The sequence below is a fragment of the Mucilaginibacter tolerans genome (assembly GCF_030519375.1).
Taxonomy (GTDB): domain Bacteria; phylum Bacteroidota; class Bacteroidia; order Sphingobacteriales; family Sphingobacteriaceae; genus Mucilaginibacter.
On the sequence record NZ_JAUMKB010000003.1, the window covers coordinates 329,867 to 343,184 of the forward strand.

The 13,318-nt window shown below is 43.1% G+C and carries 13 protein-coding genes; 2 read left to right on the forward strand and 11 right to left on the reverse strand.

Annotated features, from left to right (window positions below):
* Window positions 1-191: 191 nt before the first annotated feature.
* The 3 genes from Q3A68_RS06185 to Q3A68_RS06195 form a co-directional block, all read right to left on the reverse strand.
* Window positions 192-1,193: a nucleotidyl transferase AbiEii/AbiGii toxin family protein gene (locus Q3A68_RS06185; RefSeq protein WP_302900186.1), complete on the reverse strand. Its 1,002-nt coding sequence runs from the start codon at window positions 1,191-1,193 to the stop codon at window positions 192-194.
* Window positions 1,194-1,195: 2 nt separating this feature from the next.
* A complete protein-coding gene (locus Q3A68_RS06190) occupies window positions 1,196-1,915 on the reverse strand; it encodes a DUF6088 family protein (RefSeq protein WP_302900187.1) in 720 nt (239 codons plus the stop codon).
* A gap of 491 nt (window positions 1,916-2,406) precedes the next feature.
* Window positions 2,407-3,048, reverse strand: a complete 642-nt coding sequence (locus tag Q3A68_RS06195) for a TetR/AcrR family transcriptional regulator (protein WP_302900188.1) — start codon at window positions 3,046-3,048, stop codon at window positions 2,407-2,409.
* A gap of 83 nt (window positions 3,049-3,131) precedes the next feature.
* Here Q3A68_RS06195 and Q3A68_RS06200 point away from each other — a divergent pair, with 83 nt between their 5' ends.
* Together Q3A68_RS06200 and Q3A68_RS06205 are read left to right on the forward strand one after the other, a co-directional pair.
* Window positions 3,132-3,623: an anthrone oxygenase family protein gene (locus Q3A68_RS06200; protein WP_302900189.1), complete on the forward strand. Its 492-nt coding sequence runs from the start codon at window positions 3,132-3,134 to the stop codon at window positions 3,621-3,623.
* Window positions 3,624-3,647: 24 nt separating this feature from the next.
* Window positions 3,648-4,196: a cupin domain-containing protein gene (locus Q3A68_RS06205; RefSeq protein WP_302900190.1), complete on the forward strand. Its 549-nt coding sequence runs from the start codon at window positions 3,648-3,650 to the stop codon at window positions 4,194-4,196.
* A gap of 164 nt (window positions 4,197-4,360) precedes the next feature.
* On the opposite strand, the gene Q3A68_RS06210 is transcribed toward Q3A68_RS06205, so the two are convergent.
* The 8 genes from Q3A68_RS06210 to Q3A68_RS06245 form a co-directional block, all read right to left on the reverse strand.
* Window positions 4,361-5,716: an ATP-binding protein gene (locus Q3A68_RS06210; RefSeq protein ID WP_302900191.1), complete on the reverse strand. Its 1,356-nt coding sequence runs from the start codon at window positions 5,714-5,716 to the stop codon at window positions 4,361-4,363.
* Between the two features lie 105 nt (window positions 5,717-5,821).
* Complete coding sequence (locus tag Q3A68_RS06215; protein ID WP_302900192.1) at window positions 5,822-6,853, reverse strand: response regulator; 1,032 nt, start codon at window positions 6,851-6,853, stop codon at window positions 5,822-5,824.
* Window positions 6,854-7,075: 222 nt separating this feature from the next.
* Window positions 7,076-7,291 (reverse strand): hypothetical protein, encoded by a 216-nt coding sequence (locus Q3A68_RS06220; protein ID WP_302900193.1) that lies wholly within the window; start codon window positions 7,289-7,291, stop codon window positions 7,076-7,078.
* Window positions 7,292-7,326: 35 nt separating this feature from the next.
* A complete protein-coding gene (locus Q3A68_RS06225; protein WP_302900194.1) occupies window positions 7,327-7,542 on the reverse strand; it encodes a hypothetical protein in 216 nt (71 codons plus the stop codon).
* 96 nt (window positions 7,543-7,638) lie between these two features.
* On the reverse strand, window positions 7,639-8,271 hold the full coding sequence (locus Q3A68_RS06230) for a response regulator (RefSeq protein WP_302900195.1): 633 nt from the start codon (window positions 8,269-8,271) through the stop codon (window positions 7,639-7,641).
* On the reverse strand, window positions 8,246-9,340 hold the full coding sequence (locus tag Q3A68_RS06235) for a hybrid sensor histidine kinase/response regulator (RefSeq protein ID WP_302900196.1): 1,095 nt from the start codon (window positions 9,338-9,340) through the stop codon (window positions 8,246-8,248). Before Q3A68_RS06235 ends, Q3A68_RS06230 begins: the two co-directional genes overlap by 26 nt.
* Before the next feature lie 8 nt (window positions 9,341-9,348).
* Window positions 9,349-9,768 (reverse strand): response regulator, encoded by a 420-nt coding sequence (locus Q3A68_RS06240; RefSeq protein WP_302900197.1) that lies wholly within the window; start codon window positions 9,766-9,768, stop codon window positions 9,349-9,351.
* The gene (locus Q3A68_RS06245; protein ID WP_302900198.1) at window positions 9,765-13,196 is read right to left on the reverse strand and encodes a PAS domain S-box protein; all 3,432 of its coding nucleotides are present in this window, start codon (window positions 13,194-13,196) and stop codon (window positions 9,765-9,767) included. The genes Q3A68_RS06240 and Q3A68_RS06245 overlap by 4 nt, the downstream gene beginning before the upstream one ends.
* Window positions 13,197-13,318 lie beyond the last annotated feature (122 nt).

A 13,318-nucleotide genomic window follows, 5' to 3' on the forward strand; every position in this document is an offset into this window, starting at 1 on the left:
TTTACTGTCAAAGTTACTGTCAATAAAGGTAGGATAAAATCTTCGCTAGCGCCCAAGGCTTGATGGCGTTTTTGCCTTCTGTGGACTCCGATATTACATAAAGTGATTGATGGTCGTTAGATATTGCGCTCTTTAATACTAATGAGGAATATATATCATTGCGGCAAAATACCAAACCTGTTTTAAGTTCTTTAGCATAAGCTATTATTGGCTCTCCCGAATATTCCTGCGGACCATACTACCGATTGAAGCCTTTTGGAAACACGCTTTAAGGTATCGATCAATTCCGACTCTTCCGGCAGCCTGCCGGTCACCAAATCTTTAAATGTGGTACGGTAGGGTTGGCGGATCGCTGCCCAGGTAACTTCCGGCTCTGCGTAGATAATGGCATTTTGCGGCGGGGCGCTTAGCCAGCCGTTATTATTCTTGTAAGTCAAAATATCATCTTTGCCGACCATGTTTAACAATTTGTCAAACTCTTCTGAATCAAAAAAGGCGGCGGCATCTTTCAATAACATATGTATATCATAGATATGCCTGATCTTTTTGGCGAGCTCTTCATAAGGTTCTTCCGTGTAAGAGAACCTGACCAGGCTCATGATCTTTTCACAGATCGTTCGCTCTTTGGTCAGCACCCTGACGGTGAAGGCCTGTAAGCCATATTCGTCGATCAATGCCTGCTGGCCATTGCTTCGCATCATTTCAGCAATAAAGCTGCTGACTTCAGCGGTGGTATAAGGCTCGAAGTTGCCCAGCCAGGTGGCTTCGACAACGATGTGTTCGCGGATCTGCCCAAATTCGCCTTTGAATTCCCCCTTGGCATACGCATGGGCCGTTTTACGGTTCATACCCATCTTGCGGGTAATGCCCTCCACTTCGATCTCGGGCATGACGGTTCCTACCAGGTTGGTCAGGTTCCTGATCTTCGTTTTAAGCTGGTTATCACTTTCTCCCTCACGGCGCAATACGACCAGATCGATGTCCTCGGAAAACCGTTCGATCAACTTATAACATTTGGACAGCGAGGTTCCGCCCTTAAAAACGGCTTCCTTTCCGATTTCAGATTCAAAAATGGTTTTTAACGCCAGCGTGACCCAATAATCTTTTTCGACATAGATCTCGGCAATTTTCATTTGCTGGGCGGTCGCTGTGATCGCGTCTTTAAACAGTTCCGGGTTGTTGTGCAAGGTCATGGTCAGGCGATATTCCAGGTGGTGCTGTTCGGCAATAGGTTCGTGTTCAGCCCAAACTCAAAAGTACTGAGCGGGTTGAGGCTTTTGCGCAATGCGTTAAGGTCTTCCGTGGGGCTTACAAGCTCCATCAAAGCCCCTACCAGGGCCCTTACGCGGGGTGGATATTTTAAGGCTAGCTTTTTAAGAAGCTGCCGGTCTTCCAGTTTGCCAATGCCGTCCTTTAATAGCCGGACCGCAGCTTCCTTGTTGAGGTCGGGTATGGATTTAAAGTCTTTGATCGCGTCGAGATATTCGAGATAGCGGTAATTATCGTCATTGATATCTACGTAGCTTTTGATGGATGTTACCTTCTGGTTACCCAGCGTCAGCTCCAGTCGTTTATCACGGGTAGCTATTTTAATGTTTTTGGGCACCTGCGTGGTCAGCCCCATCCGGTTATACAACAGCGTGCCGGTAATGTAGGCGATCCTTTTCCCGGCTAAAAACAAATAAGGCTTCAGCAGTTCCTGCTCATCGGGTTTCAGAATTCCGAAAACAGAGCGTTTGGGTTTGTAAAACAGCCCGGTTGAGGCGCGCGTGATCAGGCCGTTTTTAACCAGGCGTTCGATAGCCTTCGCGGCGGCGGTGTATTCCTCGCGTTCTATCGGCAGTTCCTGGTAGCGGAAGGTGCTGCCTTCGGGCATCCCGGCAATCTTGTCTGCAATTTTTTCGGCTACTTTCATTTTTTTTTAAAATTCTCGCAGATCAAAGTTACTTTTTATTTTTCAAATGTCAAGTAAACCGCACAGAATACTTGACATATAATTAATAACTATCAGGTATTGATAAATGCCTGTACCCTATATTGTATTTTATAAGGGATATCATTAGTACACTTTATTAATGATATTATGAAAGCAGTCGAGTTGTTGTCGAAGTAATGTTGCAGTAATGCTGAACTAATGTTTCCTTTAAAATCCTTAAATTAATAAGGATCTTTTAAAGCTTCGAATATGTTCTTTTTGTAGTTGCTATAGGGCAAATCGCTATGACATCGAATGAGTTTGAATGAGCCGAATTGACTCCGATTTTGCGTCAAAAAAGGTCAAGCCCCCCTACGGGCTACGATAAACGCTGTTTTCTTATAAGATAATGGCGTTTTTCATTTAAGCTAATCGCCAACAGTTCGAAACGATTCATAAGGCAGGTTTAGCATTAGATCGCTTAAACGTTCTTATTTCCAAGTTTTGGGTAAATCTCCCCCAAGCTCCTTTCTGAAATTATCAACCTGTTTCTTCCCTTCATCTGTAGCGTAGGGAAGCAGTATATCGCTTAATAAATTAAGATAATGAGCTATGGTTTGCTCAGTTGTCCAATTCACATAACTAATGCGTGCTTCGGATAGCCAAAACCTTGAAATAAGGGTGATATGCGAAACGACCAACTCGACTTTATCACCGATAAGCGAAGTTGACAGATAGTTATTTTTCACCATGGACGCTAAATGGCTCCGCAATGCTTCTCTTCTCTTTGCCTCGGTTGCAAAATAATTGCCTGCAAATAACGGATGCCTCGAAACCAAGTGCACAAAACTTAACAACAAACATCTGTATTGATACTGATTGTGGAATACCTGCTTGTACATCGACAAAAAATCGATGATACTGCTGCAATCAGGTCCGATGGTTTTGCTGTTCAAATCGCGAAGTTGGCTTATTATCTCCATCACCAGGTCATCTTTGGTTGGAAAATAGTAGGTGACATTACCAACGCGCATATTTAAGTCCGCCGCCAGCTCGCGCATTCCCACATATTCTATTCCGTTTTCATTAAACAATTCTACTGCCCTGGAGACAAGTTTTTCTTTGGTTGACATAAATTTCAAATAAATTAGGACATTGTCCTAATTTAGCATATCTTTATTTTAAAATCAAAATTTATTTTAAGAGCCTAATACCCATGACACTACGTAAACTATCACTTGCATTGGCAATTAGCTTAGCAGCCGGCCTGCTTTTCACAAACATTTACACCTCGGTGGTTGACGCCCGTAACTGGGGGGCCAATATACCGTCATCTATCCAAACGACGAGGGATTATTTTAAAGCGGCCAATCCCGGAACTTTTTACAGGATATTTTCGCCTGCTAACCAGGTGGCAGGCTTGCTGGCTCTGATACTATGCTGGCGGGCGGGCAAAAGAGTAAGAATTTATTGCGCCATAGCACTCGTATTTGCTGTGGGCACAGATATGTTAACCTTCGCCTACTTCTACCCCAGGAATGATATTATGTTCAAATCGCCGATCGCCACTAACCTAGAGGCTATAAAAACTGCATTGGAACAATGGCGTTCAATGAACTGGTTCAGGAGCCTGATCTGCGCCGTTACACTCGTGTTTGACTTCCTGGCGCTTAACCTTGTTGCAGGAAAAGCTGAACCATCAAAGTAAATTCAAAACCCTAAATTTAAATCAATGAATCAATTTCCTAAAACGATTGAAAACGGCCTTGGTGAAAAGATAGTTTTCAGAGAATTAGTGCGGGAGCCTGACGGGGACAAGTTGATCCTTCATGGCTGGGTACACCCGATGAGTGGTCCGCCGATGCATGTTCATCATAAACAGGACGAATGTATCACTGTAAAAAAAGGGCAGATAAGTTACCAGGTGTTGGGCGGACCAGAGCAAGTGGCTCGCGAAGGTGACAGCATTGTGTTTACAAGGGGTACACCCCACCGCTTTTGGAATAGCGGCACTAACGAGGCACAAGTAGAAGGATGGGCAAAACCTGCAAACAACCTCCAGTTTTTTTTATCGGCGATTTATGAAGCTCAAAGTCGCTCGGGCAGAGGGCAACCCGAACAATTTGACGGCGCTTATCTATTGACCCGCTATAAAAGCGAATTCGCCATGCTCGAAATACCCGGCTTTGTGCAAAAGGTGGTCTTCCCGGTAATTTATTTTATCGGAAGGCTTACGGGTAAGTACAACAAGTTTAAGGATGCGCCTGCGCCGGTAAAGTAAATGCAGAAGGGTCAGCTGATTCTGGGAGTCTATACACAAAAAAAAGCTTATGCTTTTTAAATCACACATTTCAATTAATTTAGAAGGCCAATAATCGCAAATCTTGCAAAAAGGGGTTCGAAAAGCGTCCCTACGGCTGCTAAGAACGTCGTTTTGAGTAAAATTTAGATTGAGTTTTCGATCACGCCTCGATGATCGCCCGTTGTTTTGGGAATTGTAAAATAAAAAACGCTCCCCTTACCCTGCTCTGATTCTACATGAATTGTCCCACCAAGGTTTTCCACGATCTTTTTGGTAATAGCTAGCCCCATACCCGTACCCGGATACTCTGTTTTCTTATTCAGCCTCTTAAAAACAATAAAAATTTGCTCGAAATATTCGGGACTGATTCCTATCCCATTATCCTGAATAGAAAATTGATAATGACTGCCTGTTTCCTGTATGTTTATGTCAATCTTGGCAATGTTCCCGGACTTTTGATATTTGATACCATTACTGATCAAATTTTGAAATATCTGGCGGACTGCTCCTTTTGGCGCATGAATTACCGGGAGGTCTTCAGAATGGATAATGACTTTTTGTTCATGAATCTCCTTGCGATATAACTTCCCGATATCATTCACTACTTCATTCAGAGCAACCTGCCCCCGTTTGTCCTCTATTCGCCCAACCCGCGAATAATCAAGGAGGTCATGGATAATTTGCTTCATCTGCTGGCTCCCCTCCAACGCAAAACGCAGGTAGTTCTTCCCATTGTCGTCCACTACATTATAATACTTCCGCTTAAACTGCGTGAGAAAGCCAGTTACCATGCGCAGTGGCTCTTGCAGATCATGTGAGGCCACATAGGCAAATTGTTCCAGCTCCGCATTAGACCTTGCAAGTTCTTTTGCATGTTGAGCGAGCTCCTGGTGAACTTGTTGCGAGAGTTGAGCCTCATGCTTTAGTTCAGCCATCAATAGTGTCTGCCTGATTAGCTTTTCCTGGTATTGTTTAAGCTGGTACGCCGATAGCCCGCAGACAAAAAACATAGCCGTTGTCAATACAACATGGATGATATACGTGGGTATAACAAAACGACCGGCTCGGTCGGTATATACTCTATATCCAATATTATTCAGATAATTTAGCACACAATAGATAATGAGCACAACTACCAGTAAAGGTATCTGCAACTTCCATTTTTGATAGGTAACAAGCATTGCGCTAGCAATAAAGGCGAAGAAATACATCTCAAACAGGCCCTGCATTTGGTAAATAAACTGAGCAGTAAACACCCCGAATACAGCACTGAGTACATACTGATAGAAATTCGACCCGGGCATCAGCACTTTGACAGAATAATAAATCACCAACGCTGAACCACCAAAACCCACGGCAATTAGCCATGTATTATAATAAAAAGCAAGAGCAAGACCAGTGAGGCCGTAACAAGCAAGGAAATAATCCATTAGCTTATCCGACCTCCGAAGAGTCTCTTCCCGGTAACGGGCGGCTTGTATCTCAAATTGCGCTGTCATAATCTATCGTTGTCATAACACTAAAATAGCGCGCCTATCACGTTGGCCGCCCAATCCCGGCCAAACACTGACGGCGACTTTTCTGAGACAACTCTTTTTCATCTTTCAAATAGCCTGCTTTAACAGCGGGTCAATTTCCGGTATTACGGTCTTGGATGTAATCTCCCTGACCACCTGATCCAACTCATTAGCCGAAACCTCCAGATAATTCATCATATATTGCAATTCACCAGAATTATCCTTCACGTCCCGGATTAAGGCGATCAGCCCAAGCAACCTGGCCAACGGCGCACGCACCATGTGAGATTGAATCCACGAGATCTCTCTAAGCTTTTCATTTTGAATCTCAATCTCCCCAATATAGTTCAGCCGCTCAGTCACGTCTATAATCAATACCACTTTTGCTTCTATGCCTCTATATGTCATTGAATTCCCCTGTATTTCTACATGGATAATCTCTCCATTCTTTTTGCAATGACGATAAGGTCCTGGTAGCATCAGCTTGTTGTACTGCTTGGAAGTCATCAGGGATTCTTCCAGCAACGACATGTCTCCTGCTTTGCATATATCCTTGATGGTCATACCCAGAAACTCATCTTTTGTATAACCATAATGTTTTATTGCTGATTTGTTCACATTAAGAATAGACAAACCATCGAAAGCAAACACAAACATTGGGAGTGGGCTCAAATGAAAAAGCTCGCTATATTTCTTTTCAGATTCAGCCAATGCTGACATGGCTTTTTTTCGCTCCAGGGCATACCGGATGCTCTTGTGGAGCGTCATCGGTGTAAGTTCATCCTTCAAAATATAGTCGGCTGCTCCAAGTGATAACGACCTGATGCCAAAGGAAAAGTCGCTGTAACCCGTAAGTACGATCACCGGAACAACGCCACACAGCGCGGTCATTTCTGCGATCAAATCTTCTCCTGCCTTATCGGGCAATGAAAGGTCCAGCAATACCAGATCATAATTCTGACTGCCTGATTTAAGATATTTTCTGGCCTCTGCAAACGTTTCAGCCTGCGTCACATGCGGGGAAGTAAACTTTTCCATCAGAAAATCATCCACCAGGGCGAAGTCACCAGGGTTATCTTCAACAACCAGCACGTGGGAAATGCTCTTATCGATCTTCATATTTTCAACATTTCAGGGTTTCCAACACATTAATTATCATAGTGAAAAATGGTAACGAAGCTGGCACCGCAGCGTGTGCAGTAATGCCTCTGCAGCAAAGACACGTCACTAAAGGGTCCGGTGCCTTTTCCTATTTTCACTCGCCGCTGATGAGTTGTACCACATTGTGCGCATTGGTAGCTATAGCTTCTCTGGTCGCCCCGGACCAATAAAATAGCAGGTCTAATAATCGGTTCCATCACGTCTTGTTTTTAAAGTTTTATGTTTGGATAATTCAGGCTTTCCGGCTAAAGAGCGGGGGAACTCTAAAGCCGGTCGGCCTGTAAACAGGGGTTGTCTTTTATCGATGGGTGTCAGCAAACACCAGGCGATTGTTAGCAGTGTGCCGAAATTCAGCAGGAGAACAAGGCCGTATAACAGGTTACCTATGATTTTCATTGCATTTAATTTTGAATGTCCATTTTAGGTCCGGTTTAACGTTGAAGCTGTATCCTCGCTTCTACCAGTATCTGTCTGATTTCAATATCGATTGCGGTAACCAACGTCGCGCCGCATTGCGGGCACAAATGAGTATTGGTAATATTCTCCGATGTTAGTTCCAATCTTATCTCGTGGATCGTGCCAAAGACAGAACCGGGACAAGCCATATTGATGCAATACAAGTGATAAAAAAAGTGAGGATGCTTCATATCCGTTTTTGTTTATTCAAAAATGGGGTGATAAAGCACGGGAAAATATAGTCGTTGTTACGAAAAGCGTGTAGTAATAATTATGACAAGAAGCGCTTAAACCAGTTTATGGCTAGCGGCATAGGCGGCTAATTCAGCATTATTCCGTAGTTCCATTTTTTCCAGTATACGTGCGCGATAGGTACTAATGGTTGATCTGCTCAGAAATAAAAGATCGGCCATTTGCGAAAGATCTTTCCCTGATGCAATTAGAAGAAATATTTGATATTCCCTTTCTGATAGTAATTCATGTGGTTCTTTATCAGGGTCGCTGTCCAGCATTGAAAATAGCTTTTCTGAAATAGCCGCCGAGACATATTTTCTCCCGCCCAGCACATGTTCAATTGCAGTAATCAATTCTTTATCTGCTGCATCTTTCGACAAGTATCCGGCAGCTCCTGTTTTTAGTGCTTTAAGTGCTATTTGCTGCTCGCTATGAAAGCTGAACATGAGTACAGGCACTTTTATTTTATCTTTTTTAACCTGCTTTAATATTTCCAGGCCACTCATTCCGGGTAAGTCAATATCCAAAATCAATAGATCCCAGAGCTGTTCCCTCAATTGAGTGAATACTTCCTGGTAATTCTCGGCTTCACCAAACTGGGGGGCAAGAAGCTTATTGCTGCATATCCGTTGAATACCAGCGCGTATGGCTGAATGATCGTCAGCTATCAATATTCGTGTCGCCATATAAATTGCATTTTATTTCTATAATTGTACCTTTTCCCGGTGCACTTTCAATAGACAGTTCTGCGCCAATCAGTGCTGCACGCTCCTGCATATTCAACAATCCCATCGAAAGTGGCATATGCTGATCACGGGCCGGCATTCCACGGCCGTTGTCTGAAATGTTGATGTGTAATTGTGAATCTTTAACCCTGACAAATATCTGCAGGATGGTGGCTATAGCATGTTTAATCACGTTAGTAATAGCCTCCTGGCATATCCTGAAAATATTGACCGATAAGTTTTTGTCATTTATCTTCAGACGCGCCTTGTTACTCACATACAGATAACCACGCGCACCCGTTTTTTTCTCGAAATCACTCAGCAACCACTCAATAGCTGCCACCAGTCCAAGTTTATCAAGAATGGCCGGGCGAAGCTCATTGGCAATCTGCCGTAATGCACCTATGCCCTCATCCACTTGTGTCTGTATTTCATGGACCACCGTGCGTATCTCCTGGTTGCCGCCCGCCATTTCCTCTAACGCACTCAGTCCCATTTTCATACCTGTAAGCTGCTGTCCGAACTCATCGTGAATTTCACGTGCAATGCGCGAACGCTCCTCTTCAATGGCATTATTCAGCTGCAGCGCAAAACTGCGCACCCGCTTTTCCGACGTTTCCAGGTCGAACGTAATTTTTTTCCTTTCCACGCTGTAAAGAATGCTTTTGTAAAGCACGAAAGGAGTGATCTCTTCTTTCAGCAGATAGTCTGACACTCCCAGAGTTAACGAACGCACACTGAATTCAAAATCTGTATATCCGGTAAGGATGATCACAGGTGTATAGGGAAAAAGCTGCAACGTTTCACGTATAAGCGGCTCACCTACCTGATCAGGCAGGGTAATGTCCAATAGTACAACATCATAAAAGGGGCCATCGTCTGTGATCAGCTCCTTTAATTCACCGAAACTGGTCGCTCCAGAAATATCAACGCCAATCATTTGCTCTCGCAAGCAATCCGAGATTAGCAAAAAATCTCCCGGATTGTCCTCCACTACAAGGATGCGATATGTTTTTTCGATAGCTTTCATCACATTATTTACCTGGGCAGGGTAACGATACTAATCCAGAAGTCTTCGATTTTTATTACCGCATCCATAAAATCTGAGGCATCAATCGGCTTGGTGATATAACAATTTACATAACTGTCATACGCCCGTAAGATGTCCTTTTCAGATGAAGATGTGGTGAGCATAATAACGGCGATATGCCGATACGACATACTGTTTTTAAGGTAGCTAAGCACCTCGTGACCACTTTTCATCGGGAGGTTTATATCCAGCAGTATAAGGTCAGGCAATTGTTCGGCCGGAGGGTTGCTTTCAAAAAATTCAATTGCCTCTTTGCCGTCTTTCAGTACGTAGATGTCATTAACAATTTTGCTGTCAGAAAGTGCCTCTACGGTCAGGAGGATATCTCCTTCGCTGTCTTCAATAAGCAGAATTTTGATAGGTTTCATAAGGTTTCGTTTTTCAATATGGTAAAATAAAATCTGGTACCCTGGCCTTTGACAGAGTCCACCCAAATCTTCCCGCCAAGATTTTCGACCAGCTTTTTGGCAATAGCCAGCCCAATGCCTGTTCCGGAATACTCTCCCTTTCGGTGCAGGCGTTGGAAAATGATAAATATCTTGGTGAAATATTCCGACTCAATGCCGATACCATTGTCTTCCACACAAAACTGCCAATGGGTATTCGTCTCGCTGCAAGTCAGTGTAATAGCAGGTGCTACGTCCTTTTTATGATATTTAAGGGCATTCCCTATCAGATTTTGTAATACCTGCCAGAGCGAAGTTTTGTAACTAACTATCACTGGCAATTCGTCGTTAATTATCTGCGCACCGGAGTCGAGCTGTTTACGGTATAATACCCGCATTTCATCCATAAGCTTGTTAAGGTTAATCCGCTCCAGGCCCGACACCGTTTTACCTGCCCTGGAATACTCCAGTAAATCGAGTATGATCTGGCGCATACGTTTGGCACCATCCACCGCGAAATAAATGTACTGTTTGCCTTTCTCGTCAATCACGTCCTGGTACTTTTTCTCCAGTTGGGTCAAAAAACCAGTTACCATGCGCAGTGGTTCCTGCAGGTCGTGTGAGGCTACATAGGCAAATTGTTCTAACTCTTCATTTGAAGCTGCCAGTTCTTTTGCATGATTTTGAAGATCTTCGTTTAACTCTTTTAAGCGCGTTTCTGAATTTTTTCGATCTGTTACGTCCTTAAAATATACTGAGAGACCAGTATCAGAAGGGTAAGCGCTTATTTCATACCATTTGTCAAGAGGGGGGTGATAGTCTTCAAAATGCGCTGCCTGGTTGGTTTCAAGAGCAATATGATAGTTTTTGTATGATTCTGACCCTACTGAATCAGAAAATATTTCCCATAAATTATGACCGAGAATTTTATCCTTAGGGGTTAATAAAACTTTTTCGGCCATTTTATTCCAATAAGTCACAATCCAATTTTTATCGACAGCAAAAAAAGCATCGTCTATACTTTCGAGTATCTGATTCCTTTCTTCGAGTGCCCTTTTTCCGGATATTTCTGCTTTTTTCCGTGCATCAATATCCTGGCAGCTGCCATAAATTCTTGAGCACTTCCCATCAACAAATTCAGATTCAACAATTACACGTATCCATTTATGATTCCCCTTAGGAGTAACAATTTGAAGTTCGGCGTCACCAGGTTTACCGTTATTTAGAGCATCATGCATTAAATTCGTTAGCGCTGTTCTGTATCTTTCATCCGGGTAAAAACTGACACTTTTTTCCGGAGTAGGTTCGTAGTGAGGCTCTACTTCATGTATCTCTTTTGTAATGTCAGACCAATAATAGGTGCCGTTTACCAAATCAATTTCCCAGCCCCCTATACGCGCAAGCTCGGTTGTTTTGCCCAACAGTTCTTCTAAACTTTTCCGCTCCGTTATATCCGAGCGGATGGCCAGATATTGATAAGGCTTACCCTGTTCGTTCAAAAAAGGCACAATGGTAGTGTCAACCCAATAATTTGTCCCGTCCTTTGCTTTGTTTTTTAGTTCCCCCTTCCAAATCTTTCCGTTGGCAATAGTTCGCCACAAACCAGCAATAAATGATTTATCGTGATAGGCTGAATTGATGATGCGGTGATCCTGTCCAAGCAACTCCTCCCTGCTATATTTAGATATCCGGCAAAAATTGTCATTAACATGTTTGATGATCCCTTTCTGATCGGTTATCGCTATAATTGCCGACTCGTCCAATGCATATTGGTAAGCTGACAGTTCTTTAACTGTTCTCTGTATTTCCGATTCAGCTTCTTTACGTTCTGTTATATCCGATCGGATGGCAAGATATTGATAAGGCTTGCCCTGTTCGTTCAAAAAAGGCACAATGGTAGTGTCAACCCAATAGTAGCTTCCATCCTTCGCTTTGTTTTTCAATTCCCCTTTCCAAATCTTCCCGTTGGCAATGGTTCGCCACAGCCCGGCTATAAATGCCTTTTCATGATAGGAGGAGTTGATAATGCGGTGGTCCTGTCCAAGCAGTTCCTCCCTGCTAAATTTGGATATCCGGCAAAAATTATCATTAACATGTTTGATGATCCCCTTCTGATCGGTTATCGCTACAATTGCTGATTCGTCCAATGCGTATTGGTAAGCCGACAATTCCTTAACTGTTCTCTGTATTTCTGATTCAGCTTTTTTACGTTCTGTTATATCCGAACGGATAGCAACGTATTGATAAGGTTTTCCCCGTTCATTCAAAAAAGGCACGATGGTAGTATCAACCCAATAAAAACTGCCGTCCTTCGCCTTATTTCTTAATTCCCCTTTCCAAATTTTTCCGTTTGCGATGGTATGCCACAGACCGGCTATAAGTGCCTTTTCATGATAAGAGGAATTGATGATGCGGTGGTCCTGCCCAAGCAGCTCTTCTCTGCTGTATTTGGATATCCCGCAAAAATTGTCGTTGACGTGTTTGATGATCCCTGTCTGATCAGTTATTGCTACTATTGCCGATTCATCCAATGCGACTTTGTAAGCAGACAGTTCATTTACAGTTTTTTGCAATAACAGTTCTGATTCCTTCTTGGCGGTTACATCGCGGAAATTGCAAACGATAGCCCTCATGTCCGGATCATCCAATTTATTATTGAATACACATTCCAGCCAGATGTAATGTCCCAGCTTGTGCCTGACACGGTAAGAACAAATGACCGGTGCCTCTGGTTTATCCAATATTTTCAGGAACAACCCGCTAACCAGTGTTTTGTCATCAGGGTGGATAATATCCCCGATGCCCAAACCATCCCGTTCCTTCTTTCCCCAGCCGGTAATACGCTGGGCAGAAGGGCTGCGGTAAAACACATTGAGATCTTTGTCGAATAATGCGATGCCGTCATGGCTATTTTCAATCAGCTTACGGTAATGGATCTCGGCGGCTAATATTTTTTCAGTATTCGCTTTTACCTGTCTTTCAAGTTCAATATACTGTTCTTGTCTTTTATCCTCTGTCTTTTTCCGCTCGGTCACATCGCGGGTCACTTTCGCAAATCCCAGCAATTTTTGATCTTCATCAAACAGTGGCGTAAAAATAGCGTTGGCCCAAAATATTGAACCGTCCTTTCGAACTCTCCATCCTTCATTCTCGTAGGAGCCACTTTTAAGGGCCTCATTTAAATTATGTTGGGGCTCATTCTTATCAATATCCGTTTTTGTATAAAAAACAGATATATGCTTACCCAGAATCTCTGATTCTCTATACCCTTTTATACGTTCGGCACCATTGTTCCAACTAATGATATAACCCTGCGGGTCAATCATAAAGATGGCGTAATCCTTTACACTGGTGACAAGTAAGGTTAAGAGTTTTTGGTCGATGTTTGGTTTAGATACTTGTTTTATCATAGAATGGAATAAGGAAATATAAGCAGGTAATCACTTTGATACACATAAATATTCAAAGCTCCTTGGTGGAATTCCGAGGGGGGCGTAACTTTCCTATTATCTGCGTAAAACAATGTTGACTT

What these genes read in the sequence shown, in the direction of transcription:
- Q3A68_RS06195 (WP_302900188.1), bottom strand. Translation starts at nt 3,048, where the DNA reads ATGTCAACCAAAGAAAAACTTGTCTCCAGGGCAGTAGAATTGTTTAAT.
- Q3A68_RS06245 (WP_302900198.1), bottom strand. Translation starts at nt 13,196, where the DNA reads ATGATAAAACAAGTATCTAAACCAAACATCGACCAAAAACTCTTAACC.
- Q3A68_RS06190 (WP_302900187.1), bottom strand. Translation starts at nt 1,915, where the DNA reads ATGAAAGTAGCCGAAAAAATTGCAGACAAGATTGCCGGGATGCCCGAA.
- Q3A68_RS06240 (WP_302900197.1), bottom strand. Translation starts at nt 9,768, where the DNA reads ATGAAACCTATCAAAATTCTGCTTATTGAAGACAGCGAAGGAGATATC.
- Q3A68_RS06205 (WP_302900190.1), top strand. Translation starts at nt 3,648, where the DNA reads ATGAATCAATTTCCTAAAACGATTGAAAACGGCCTTGGTGAAAAGATA.
- Q3A68_RS06220 (WP_302900193.1), bottom strand. Translation starts at nt 7,291, where the DNA reads ATGAAAATCATAGGTAACCTGTTATACGGCCTTGTTCTCCTGCTGAAT.
- Q3A68_RS06230 (WP_302900195.1), bottom strand. Translation starts at nt 8,271, where the DNA reads ATGGCGACACGAATATTGATAGCTGACGATCATTCAGCCATACGCGCT.
- Q3A68_RS06235 (WP_302900196.1), bottom strand. Translation starts at nt 9,340, where the DNA reads ATGAAAGCTATCGAAAAAACATATCGCATCCTTGTAGTGGAGGACAAT.
- Q3A68_RS06210 (WP_302900191.1), bottom strand. Translation starts at nt 5,716, where the DNA reads ATGACAGCGCAATTTGAGATACAAGCCGCCCGTTACCGGGAAGAGACT.
- Q3A68_RS06215 (WP_302900192.1), bottom strand. Translation starts at nt 6,853, where the DNA reads ATGAAGATCGATAAGAGCATTTCCCACGTGCTGGTTGTTGAAGATAAC.
- Q3A68_RS06200 (WP_302900189.1), top strand. Translation starts at nt 3,132, where the DNA reads ATGACACTACGTAAACTATCACTTGCATTGGCAATTAGCTTAGCAGCC.
- Q3A68_RS06225 (WP_302900194.1), bottom strand. Translation starts at nt 7,542, where the DNA reads ATGAAGCATCCTCACTTTTTTTATCACTTGTATTGCATCAATATGGCT.
- Q3A68_RS06185 (WP_302900186.1), bottom strand. Translation starts at nt 1,193, where the DNA reads ATGACCTTGCACAACAACCCGGAACTGTTTAAAGACGCGATCACAGCG.